At 59.3% G+C, this 11,048-nt stretch carries 4 protein-coding genes and 1 pseudogene; 2 read left to right on the forward strand and 3 right to left on the reverse strand.

Annotated features, from left to right (window positions below; translation table 11 throughout):
• From EN745_RS04550 to EN745_RS04560, 3 genes and pseudogenes are all read right to left on the reverse strand, one after another.
• Nucleotides 1-162, reverse strand: a pseudogene (locus EN745_RS04550) (IS6 family transposase); the annotation flags it as partial.
• A 217-nt stretch (nucleotides 163-379) separates the two neighbouring features.
• Nucleotides 380-1,543, reverse strand: a complete 1,164-nt coding sequence (locus EN745_RS04555; protein WP_127420651.1) for a TlpA disulfide reductase family protein — start codon at nucleotides 1,541-1,543, stop codon at nucleotides 380-382.
• 251 nt (nucleotides 1,544-1,794) lie between these two features.
• Nucleotides 1,795-2,094 carry a hypothetical protein gene (locus EN745_RS04560; protein ID WP_245487633.1) on the reverse strand — a complete coding sequence of 100 codons (300 nt, stop codon included), beginning with the start codon at nucleotides 2,092-2,094 and terminating at the stop codon, nucleotides 1,795-1,797.
• Nucleotides 2,095-3,104: 1,010 nt separating this feature from the next.
• Between EN745_RS04560 and EN745_RS04565 the strand changes: the two genes are divergently transcribed.
• Nucleotides 3,105-8,276: a DEAD/DEAH box helicase gene (locus EN745_RS04565; protein ID WP_127420635.1), complete on the forward strand. Its 5,172-nt coding sequence runs from the start codon at nucleotides 3,105-3,107 to the stop codon at nucleotides 8,274-8,276.
• Between the two features lie 4 nt (nucleotides 8,277-8,280).
• Nucleotides 8,281-11,046 carry a DEAD/DEAH box helicase gene (locus tag EN745_RS04570; protein ID WP_127420636.1) on the forward strand — a complete coding sequence of 922 codons (2,766 nt, stop codon included), beginning with the start codon at nucleotides 8,281-8,283 and terminating at the stop codon, nucleotides 11,044-11,046.
• The last annotated feature ends 2 nt before the right edge of the window (nucleotides 11,047-11,048 follow it).

Raw genomic sequence — 11,048 nt, forward strand, 5'->3', positions numbered from 1 at the left:
GCCATCGGCGGATGGTCTCGGAGGAAACGACGATCCCGCATAGAGCAGCATTTCCTCGACATCGCGCAGGCTCAGATTGAAGCGGAAGTAGAGCCAGACAGCACGGGCCACGATTTCGATCGGATAGTGGTGGTTCTTGTAGGTCGGTGCACTCACGGTCATTGGCGCGCTGCTACCTCAATTTCCTTACCGCTCAATCAATGTGACAGCACCCTGATGCCCCCTCATGGCTCCCAGATTATGGTGGCTGAGGCCACTACCTACGATCAGCACACCCTCGTCGGGCCACGACGCGCGCGTGCTGCACGACTTGACTTGCTCCGGCCACTCCAGAGAAATGGACGACTTGGCCAGTAAACATTCCGACCGTCACCCCTTTTTATGTTTTCTCCTCGGCCGGCCGTGCTTTGGTACCTTTCGGGGAATTGTTTTGCGGAGCCGCACAGAGAGCGCCGTAGCAAACTTTCTCATCCTTGTAGTTGGCCAGGGCCTGCAGCAAATCCGGCAGAAGATGCTGTTTGAGTTCGTCCGGGACAGGCTCCGGACCGTCCAGCGACTTCAGTGCCAGCTGGACCAACTCGATCGCGCGATCTCTGTTGCCACTCTCATGATAGTACCGAGCGACCGCCGGATAAGACCGGAACTTAGGGCCGTCGCCTTGCGGGGGATTCAATGCCAGGATGTGTTCGGACAGGCCTTTGCCCATCGCGAAACGCTCAGCAGACGGAAAGTGCGAATGGTCATGCGCCGGACCGAAGAGTTGATCTAGCGCTGCAAGCATCCAATGCTCGGAGTTTCTGTCGATCGCGTCGCGGACCAATTGGCTCATGGCGGGCAAGCCTTTCCGCATGTCGTGCATTCTGTGAAGCACCAGATGCACATGAGCCAGGCGGAAATTGATGTCGTCCGGCATCAAGGCGATGCCCTCTTCGATCGCCGAGAGTGCCGTCTTCCAATCCAGTTTCCCCACCGCCGCCCAAAATCTCTCATTGATCGGCTTCTTCAACGCTTGTTCGCGCGCTGTGGATTCGATTCTGGCGATCCGCTCCGTATCCGAGGCTCTCGCTTGATCGCTGGTACGCCAGCTGCCGTTAAGCACTTTCGGCAAAACCTCATCGAGTTGCATCGTATCACCGACAAAGGCGATGTGGCCGTCTCGGTCGACCACGAACGAGGCCGGAATCCCGACAGAAAAGCTGGGTTCCCCCCAAAGCTTGTTCATTTCGCCTGTGTTGTAGTCGAACGCGATCCGATAGTTCAGATTCGAGCACTTTTCGGTCAACCACGCGTCCAACCTGGTTCGGGCCTCAACGGCCGTTGGAGCGTGTTCATCAGCCGCGACGCCGAGGACCTCAAGTCCGCTGTCCTTGTATTTCTCCTGCAGCTGCACCAGATGGGGCATCGCCGCCACACATGGTCCGCACCAAGTTGCCCAAAATTCGACGATGTACACTTTGCCGGGCTGGAAGTTCGTTAAGGGCTCGCCACGCAGCCAGTCCTCCACTTTGACCGAAGGAGCCGGGGACCCCATCTGCAATACCATCCTGCTCTCCAAAGCTATGGCCAAAGGTTGCGCGACTTTATGCGCGAGCTTGTTTCCCTGAGACGGGGCAACCGGGCGGTTGGTCTTGCGCGTCTCCATGTTGTCAGGCCTCTGTCAGTGTTTGCCTAATCTCAATTAGCAAAGGCCGTGCCAGCGCCCTCGGCGCGCAGTAAGCCCATGATGCGCTTTGAAAAACCTCCAAGTGCCCAAGATGGCCGGTTGTATTGAACCCGACATGTTTTCTGCCGCTGTCAGGTTTTGGACACGAGGCGGATCCGGCCGCCGCCATCAGTGGACACCTGTCTGCGGCTCAATCTTGACATAGCGTCCGATCGACCCAGATATGCGATTATCTCATCCATGAGATGATCGCGTTCGCCGTAGGTTTCGGCAATCCAACGCAGCTGTGGCGCGATGGCCCTCTGTTGCGCCGGCGTTAAATCGCCATCACCAAAGACGTATCCCCAGCGGCCAATCGCGTGTATGTCGCAGCCAATATCGACAACTGCTTGCACCAACGCCGGGATGTCCTTTTCCTTCATCGTCTTCATGTCAACTTCTCGTCCAATGGGGCTTCCGCTGTTCGATGCCCATTTCAAATACCTCTAGGGCGGCGAGAGCACCGTTACGCCTTCATGTCCCGTGGCACGAACTTCTGACCCTGACGTGCGATTTCCCATGGCTAGTCTGATCGTGACTTGGAGCTTCAACAATCGTGCCAACTGCGCCCATAGAGCGTCAGCACAAATTATCCGCAAAGCTTTCAATGGTTAAATTGCGTACAGCAGGAAACATCCGCTCTAACGCGGGTCGTGTCGCGAACTTGACAAACCCGATAGCAGTTGTTGGTTTTCGACGCCATCCGAGGCTGTCGGTTATGATTCCTTCGCGATGTCATTCCCGACGTTCTAGCCCGCGGCTTTAGAACCCGCTGAGGGCGAGGTGCCGCTAAGCATGGCAATTTGCAGCAGGTAAGCGGCGAGCGTGGGCCGTTGGAGGCGCAGTTGCGTTCGGGGCGCGTCGGATCCGGTCGAGCGCAGTAATCTCCGCGACGGTTGGCGTGGGCGCTGTTGCCGGCTCGCTTGCCGCGGAGCCTTAGTCGCGGCGAGATAGTTCTGCACCAGCGCCACCCAGTGCCGTAAGATGAGATACTTTGGACTAACCCGCTCCGCGATTGTGGAGCGGCAAAGAGGGAGTGTGCCGCCGGCGTAGTGGTGGTGTTGATCGCGTCGTCTGTCGTGCTGATCATGTGTCCACAACAAGCTCCGACTGCGTCAGCATGGAGTGGTGCCACAAAAACAAGTGTAATCATTCATTGAAGTTACTCTTTTGCGGCATAAGATCGCCAGACTGGCGACAGCACCGTTGTCATGCTTGCGGGGATGAGGACTGTGGGCTGGCACGAAAAGCACTCCGCATGGGGAGCTGGTCAGAAAACGAATTCGCTTTAGGACGTCTCTGTTTATCCAGAGCATGTTTGCAAATTTTCAATGAAGTCACGCAAAAAGAGTTTTTGCAGACAAGCAGACAATAAGAATCAAAAGTGATGGCGAGATAAGCAATGAAGGCATTTGAGTTCGACCATCGCCTTATCGATTCCTACGCCCGCTTCTCGCGGTCATTCAGCACCATTCGATCTGCGGACCTGAAATCCGAACTCGATCGCCAGTACGATGCCGGACGGTTCTGGCCCGATGCCCTGCTCTCGCTCAATCCTAGGTATCTTCAGGGCCCGGCCGTCGATGATCTGGTCGCCTCGGGTGATCTCGACGACGCGACCGGCAAAATATTCCGTTTGGGGCAGTCGCCCTTGCGTTTTCATCGCCACCAAGCGCAGTCCCTCGCAAAGGCCCGGGCCGGGCAGAGCTATGTCGTCACAACTGGAACCGGCTCGGGCAAATCGCTGTGCTTCTTCGTGCCGGTGGTCGACGCGATCGTCCGCGCGAGAAGGGCCGGGAAGCAACGCAGGACCAGCGCGATCATCGTTTATCCGATGAACGCGCTGGCCAATAGCCAGCTGAAAGAGATCGAGAGGTTCATCGCCCAGTCCGGTCTTCCAAGCGAACTGAAGCCAGTCGTGCGGCGCTACACCGGTCAGGAAAATCAGGAACAGAGGCAACAGATTGCGGACAATCCGCCCGACATTCTACTGACCAATTTTATGATGGCGGAGCTTCTGCTGACGCGGCAGGACGCACTCGACACCAAGGTCATAGAGAACGCAAACGGTCTGAATTTCATCGTTCTCGACGAGCTGCACACATATCGCGGCCGCCAAGGCGCCGATGTGGCGATTCTCGTCCGCCGCCTTCGCAACCGCTGCGCACCGGATAATGCGCCAATCTGCATCGGAACATCAGCCACCATGGCAAGCGAGGGATCCGATATCAACCGCGCGCAGGCCGTGGCACATGTCGCATCGCGCCTTTTCGGAACCTCCATTGGGCCGGAATCCGTCATTGATGAATCCCTTCAACGCGCGACGGACGATCTGGTGAAACTCGACGACGTGCGGCCGAAGCTTGCACAGGTCCTGACAACTGCGCTTCCCGATGTGCTCACGGATGAGGTCCTGCAAAGACACCCGCTGGCGGTATGGACCGAACTCGCGATCGGACTGGAAGACGCGCATGAACTCAAGCGCAAAAAGCCCATCCCGTTTGAAGAGGCCGTTTCACTCCTGTCAAAGGACAGCGGCATAGCTTTAGAAGCCTGTCGAAGTGGCCTCGAGACATTTCTGACCCGCATCAGCCTCCCGGAAACGGAGCGGGGCGGCTCATCCACCGGCGCATTTCTCGCGTTCAAGCTGCATCAGTTTTTTGCCGGCGCGGGAGAGGTTTTCACCACGCTGACTGAGCGACCCAGGAACGTCTTGTTCGAAGGCCAGCTTGAAGACCCCAGTGCCCCTGGCCACCGACTCTATCCCACTCGGTTCTGCCGGGACTGCGGCCATGAGTTCCACGTTGTCGCAAAGTCAGAGGACATCGACGGCATTCGCTTCCTGCCGAGGAACATCGACGACACGCCACTCGAAGAGGAGGAAGGGGACACCGCCGGCTACCTGACGCCTACGGGCGATGGCGATCCCGAATATGCCTTCACAGGTGAGATCGAAACATATCCCGAAGAGTGGCGTGAGGAGCGCAACGGCATCGAACGGCTCCGGGCTAACAGGAAGCGCCGATCACCGCAGATGGTCTCGATTGCCTCGGATGGGCGCTACAATTCATCGGGGAAGAGCTTCTGGTTCATACCGGGAAAATTTGGTTTCTGTCCGTGCTGTCTCGATCAGCCGCATCCCAGCATGCGGGAACGCAGTAAGCTCGCAGGCCTGTCCGGCGAAGGCCGCAGTTCAGCCACCACGCTTCTCGTCTCCACCGCCCTCGAATGGATGAACGGGCGCGATAGCGGCGTTGCCAAGGAGAAGCGTAAGCTCCTGGGCTTCACGGATAACCGACAGGACGCCGCACTTCAGGCGGGCCACTTCAACGACTTCTTGTTCGTCAGCCTCTTGCGCGGCGCGATCCTACGCGCCGTTTTGGATGCTGGCGAAGATGGCATGACCGAGGACGAATTCGGTCTGCGGGTGGTAAAGGCACTAGGATTCACCGCAGGCAACAAGGACGCGCGAATCCACTGGATGCTGGATTCCGAAGCAGGCGCTGTTGTCCGCGAGGACGCCCAACGCTCACTCGCCAAGGTTCTAGCCCATCGGTTCTGGACAGATCTGCGACGGGGTTGGCGCTACACAAACCCCAGCCTTTCGGTCCTCAAGCTCATCGACGTTGCTTTCGTTGGGCTTGATGACCTCGCGGAGGACACCGAACGCCTCGTGGCTATCCTGCCTGATCTCGGGACGGTCGACGCGGCGGCACGCAAAACGATGCTGAAGCTGCTTCTCGGTGCCATGCTCGAAGGCCTGGCCGTCGGAACCGAAGCGCTCGATCTGACCGTGCTCGATACCGTCGCTCAAAAGTCCCGAAATCTCCTGCGTACGCCTTGGGCCATTGACGCAAAAGAGTCACCGAGAAGTCGCACGACCCTGTTTCTGCAAGCTCCAGGCAAGGACCGAGTGGGACTACGGGAGGAGCAGACCATAATCCGCGCCGGACACAATTCCCGTATCGGTCGCCTTATCAATCGCAGAAGCGCCATAGGGACCAAGCTTGGAAAGGCGGACTACCTGACGGTGATGACTGGCCTGATGGAGCTCTTGGCCCGTGAGGGGCTGGTGTCACGCGTCGACATTGAGGCGGACCTGCAGGGTTGGCGTCTGTCACCTTCAGCGGTTCGTGTTATTCCGGGCGAGGCTATTCGAACAGGGGACGCGCAGGGGAACCGCTACTTCCATGATCTCTACAATGCGATCGCCGCCAACCTGAAAGCGGGCCATAGCAGTTATTGGGGCCTCGAAGGGCGTGAGCATACGGCGCAGGTGTCCCAGAAACAGCGTGAATGGCGGGAGTGGCGCTTTCGCTTTGAAAAGGATGATAAGGAGAACCTTGCGGAGAATGCCGCTGACCTTAGGGCGGCAGGAGAGTCGGAGCAGTTTCTGCCCGCGTTGTTTTGTTCGCCGACAATGGAACTTGGCGTCGATATCTCGGCGTTGAATGCCGTCTATCTGCGAAATGTTCCGCCAACGCCTGCGAACTATGCCCAGCGCGCCGGCCGCGCCGGTCGCTCCGGGCAGGCCGCCGTTATCGTGACATATTGCGCCGCCCAATCACCGCACGACCAGTATTTTTTCGAACGGCGCAGTGAGATGGTAGCGGGCGTCGTTCGTCCCCCGGCGCTCGACATTACCAATGAAGAGCTCGTTCGCTCACATTTGCACGCCGTCTGGCTTGCCGAAGCGAAGGTCGCCCTGTCGCCAGACATTCCCGAGATCCTCGATCTGAAGCAGCCGGACTATCCACTGAAGCTGGAGATCTACGAAGTTATCACCAGGCCGGCGCTGGTGATAACGGCGCGTTCCCCAATGAAGCGCGTTCTGGACCAGATACTTGCTTCAACGGAGGGTCGGAAGCCGGTTTGGATGGGTGAGCCGGATGACTTTGTCTCCGATGTCGCCCAGCGCGCGCCCAGGGAGTTTGATCGCGCCTTCGATCGTTGGCGAGAACTCTACAACTCCGCTCGTACGCAACTGATGGAGGCCAATGCCCGGTCTGAAATTACAGGCCTTTCGGGCGCCGACCGTCGACGCATCAAAGCCGCCCAGATGCAGGCGAGCGACCAGATCACCATTCTCGAGCAGGGCAAGGCATCGAACGGCTCGGACTTCTATTCCTACCGCTATCTCGCGACTGAGGGCTTCCTGCCGGGATACAATTTCCCGCGTCTGCCGCTCTATGCCTTCATCCCTGGAGAGGGAAAAACTGGCTCGTTCCTGCAGCGCGCCCGCTTCCTGGCCATCTCCGAATTCGGACCCCGCAGCCTCATCTATCATGAAGGCCGCGCCTACAGGGTCATGAAGGCAAAGCTGCCGCCGGAAGTTCGTACGGGAGACGGGTCGGAACTCGCCACCAGGGACATCTTCATCTGTTCGAACTGCGGCGCCTGCCATGACGGCGAGGTTGAGCGCTGCCATGCCTGCAATTCCCCTATGGCAGGCGAGGTTCCCGTGCAGAGGACGCTCAGGATCGACAACGTCGAAGCGGCACCCGTCGAAAGGATCACAGCAAATGACGAAGAACGTGTCCGGCAGGGTTTTGATATTCAGACCGTCTTTTCCTGGCCGATGCGAGACGGCCGCCCTCAGGTAACTGAGGGCGAGTTCCGCTGCGATGACGCCTCGATTCTTACCCTGCAATATGCCAACAGCGCCGAGATCAGCCGGATCAACAAAGGACTGAAGCGGCGAGCCAATCAGACCATCTTCGGTTTCTATATCGACCCGCGCAGCGGGTACTGGACCAAGTCTGAAGACGAAGATGCGGATATCGACGTGCCGCCGGATGTCGTGAAGCCGGTTCGGATCGTCCCCATCGTTCGCGACCGGAAGAATGCACTCCTCCTCCGATTTAGTGAGCCCTCAGCCTATGCAGTTGTGACAATCGCAACGGTTCAGCATGCGCTGATGCGGGGCATTGAGGTGGTATTCCAACTGGAAGAAGGCGAGATCCTCGGCGAGCCTCTGCCCGCCCGCGATAACCGTCGCGCCATTCTCGCCTACGAAGCCACGGAGGGCGGAGCCGGGGTGCTGAGCCGTCTAGTCGCGGAACCGCAAGCCCTTGGCAAGGTTGCCCGAGAGGCGCTTACCCTCATGCATTTCGAGAAGGTCGATGAAGCGATCGCCGCGGGCGATGCCGATCTGCTTGTCAGTCGCGGTGGGGAAGCCTGCGTCCGCGGATGCTATCGCTGCCTGCTCTCCTATTTCAACCAGCCCGACCACGAACTCATCGATAGAACGAGCGACGAAGCCAAACAAATGCTGGTCGATCTCGCGCGGGGGCAGATCGTGCTGGCCGCTGCGTCGAGCATGCCAGCTGAAGGTGGGGGGTGGCAAAGCGCGTTTAACGAAGCAGGACTGCCGGCTCCCGACGCCTCTGCCGTCAGCTTTTCCGGTCAGGAGATGAGCTTCGCTTGGCGAAGTCATTTCGTTGCCGCTTGCATCGGTTCCCTGGCCGACGCAACGCGCGAGACAGCGGAGGCCAAGGGTTGGACGCTGTTCGAATTGCAAGGAACGGTCCCTGGGGGCGTCCCTGACGCAATGATCTCGATGCTGGGGGGATAATCCGATGACAGTCAATTTTGCCCCCGGAGATCTGGTCCGCGCCCGCGGACGTGAGTGGGTCGCGTTGCCGTCCCCACAAGACGGCATTCTGGCTCTCCGGCCCATATCGGGCAGCGAGAACGACATGGTGGTCCTCGACCCGGCGCTCGAAATCCAGCCGGTTGAATCCGCTCGTTTCGATCTGCCTGCCGACGCGTCCGCTACCGTTCAGGCGAAGGCAGCGCTGCTCGCTGACGCCCTGCGCCTGGCATTGCGTCGTGGGGCGGGGCCGTTCCGGTCAGCAGCGCAGCTCGCCTTTGAGCCGCGGACCTACCAGCTCGTTCCTTTGCTGATGGCCCTTCGCCTGCAGGTGCCCCGTCTTCTGATTGCTGATGATGTTGGGATCGGGAAAACGATTGAGGCTGGCCTTATCCTGCGTGAACTGATGGATCGGGGCGAGGTTGATGCTTTCTCCGTGCTCTGCCCTCCGCATCTCGTCGAGCAGTGGGTGGGCGAACTGAGGATGCGCTTTGGAATAGATGCTGTCGCCGTGACTTCGGGGAGTGCCGCGCGCCTTGAACGCGGCCTGCCTCTCGCGCAGACGCTCTTCCATGCCTACCCCTATACCGTTGTCAGCCTCGATTACATCAAGGCGGAAAAGCGCCGTGAGGGATTTGCCCGTGCATGCCCCGACTTTGTAATCGTCGACGAGGCGCATGCCTGCGTGGGCACTCACAAGGGCAAGCAGCAGCGGTTTGAGCTGCTGTCCGGGCTGGCTCGCAATCCGGAACGGCGGATAATCCTTCTCACCGCAACACCTCATTCCGGCGACGAAGAGGCGTTCGGCCGCCTTCTCTCGCTTATCGAACCATCCTTCGGCTCTATGAGCTTTGATGATGCCCGATATCGCGAGCGTCTCGCACGGCATTTCGTGCAACGCCAACGCATTGATCTTGTGTCGGGCGAATGGGACGAAAATCGCGCTTTCCCAAAGCACGAGACAACCGAGTTCCCATACCGGCTGTCGCAGGCTCCTCTCAATTTTCAGGAAGCGGTTCTTGACTACTGCTTCGGCGTCGTCGCTCGGGCAGGGTTTGGGCAACGCGACCGGCGTCTGGCCTTTTGGGGCACACTCGCCTTGATGCGCTGCGTAGGCTCCTCCCCCGCGGCAGCCTTGAGCGCTTTGCGGAATCGCATGTCCAATGAGAGCGAACGCCTTGAACCTCAAATCTACGACGAGGATTCCGATGACGATGACGCCGTGGATATCGAGCCCAGCATCGGCTTTGAGACTGATCCGGCGCTTCTGGCTCTGGTAGGGCAAGCAGAGGAGTTGGCCCATAAAGCCGACCCGAAGCTAATAGCACTTATCGATGCTCTGACGCCGCTGATCAAGAAGGGCGCAAACCCGGTAGTCTTCTGCCGCTACCTGGCTACGGCAGAACATGTTCGCGATGGCCTTCGCAAGGCATTTCCAAAGCTGGTCGTCGAAGCGGTGACCGGTGTACTTACCCCTGACGAACGCCGCGATCGCGTGGCCGACATGGCGCCTGCCGATGACGAAAAGAACAATCAGCGTATCCTTGTGGCGACAGACTGCTTGTCGGAAGGGATCAACCTTCAACAACTCTTCGACACGGTCATCCACTACGACCTGTCGTGGAACCCCACCCGACACCAGCAGCGCGAGGGCCGGGTCGATCGCTTCGGACAACCGGCCGAGCTCGTTCGGTCAATCATGATGTTCTCACCTGACAGCGCCATTGACGGAGCCGTGCTTGAGGTCATCATCAGGAAAGCTGAAGAGATCCGCAAGGCGACGGGCGTGACCGTGCCGTTGCCGGACGAGCGCGGCCCGGTCACCGATGCACTTATGGCATCAATGATGCTGCTTAGGGGCGGAAGCCGACAATTGGCCCTGGACCTGCGGCTTGACGATGGCACGAAGGCGATGGAGGCGCGTTGGCGTGATGCCTCAGAAAGCGAGAAGAAATCCCGCGCGCGCTTTGCCCAGAACGTAATGAAGCCGCAGGAGGTAGCCCCCGAATGGGAGAAAGTCCGAACCCTGCTCGGATCACCTCAAGATGCGAAAATATTCATCGAAAGAGCGATGTCTCGCTTCGGCGTCCCGCTTGAACCCAGAAAATCGGTTCTCATTGCCCATGTCCATGCGCTGGAAGCAGGCCTCAGGGAACGATTGAACCAACGGAACCTGACCGGCTCGGTTCGCCTCGCGACGGTCGAACCGGCGCCATCGGGAACGGCGCTGCTGACCAGGACGCATCCCCTGACGGCGACCCTTGCGGAGGCGCTGGTGGAAGCCTCACTCGATCCAGAGGCGCTGTCAGGTCTAGGGATTGGCCGGGTTGGCGCCTGGCCGACGACAGCAGTCCAGCAGTTGAGCCGACTGGCTCTCCTTCGGATCCGGTACAAGCTGACAGTCCACGCCCGAAAGGAACACCTGCTTCTCGCCGAGGAAGCCGCCCTCATAGCAATGCAGGGGGGAAAGATCGTGGAGAGCGGCGAGGCAGCTCGCGCGCTCTTGAACACACCTGCCGCCGCTGACCTGGCAACATCGGCCCGAGACAGATTCATTACCAAGGCAAAGGAAGATCTGCCCGCCCTTGTTGCAGGCCCATTGGCCACATTCGTCCGATCTCGCGCAGAAGAGCTCATGCTGGATCATGCTCGTCTGCGGGCAGCGGCCGGATCCGTCTCGCGCGTCACTGTTGAGGCGGTCTTACCGCCCGACGTGATCGGCCTGTTCGTTCTGATGCCGAGCGAGGCCTGATC

This window comes from Mesorhizobium sp. M4A.F.Ca.ET.022.05.2.1, assembly GCF_003998845.1.
Classification (GTDB): domain Bacteria; phylum Pseudomonadota; class Alphaproteobacteria; order Rhizobiales; family Rhizobiaceae; genus Mesorhizobium.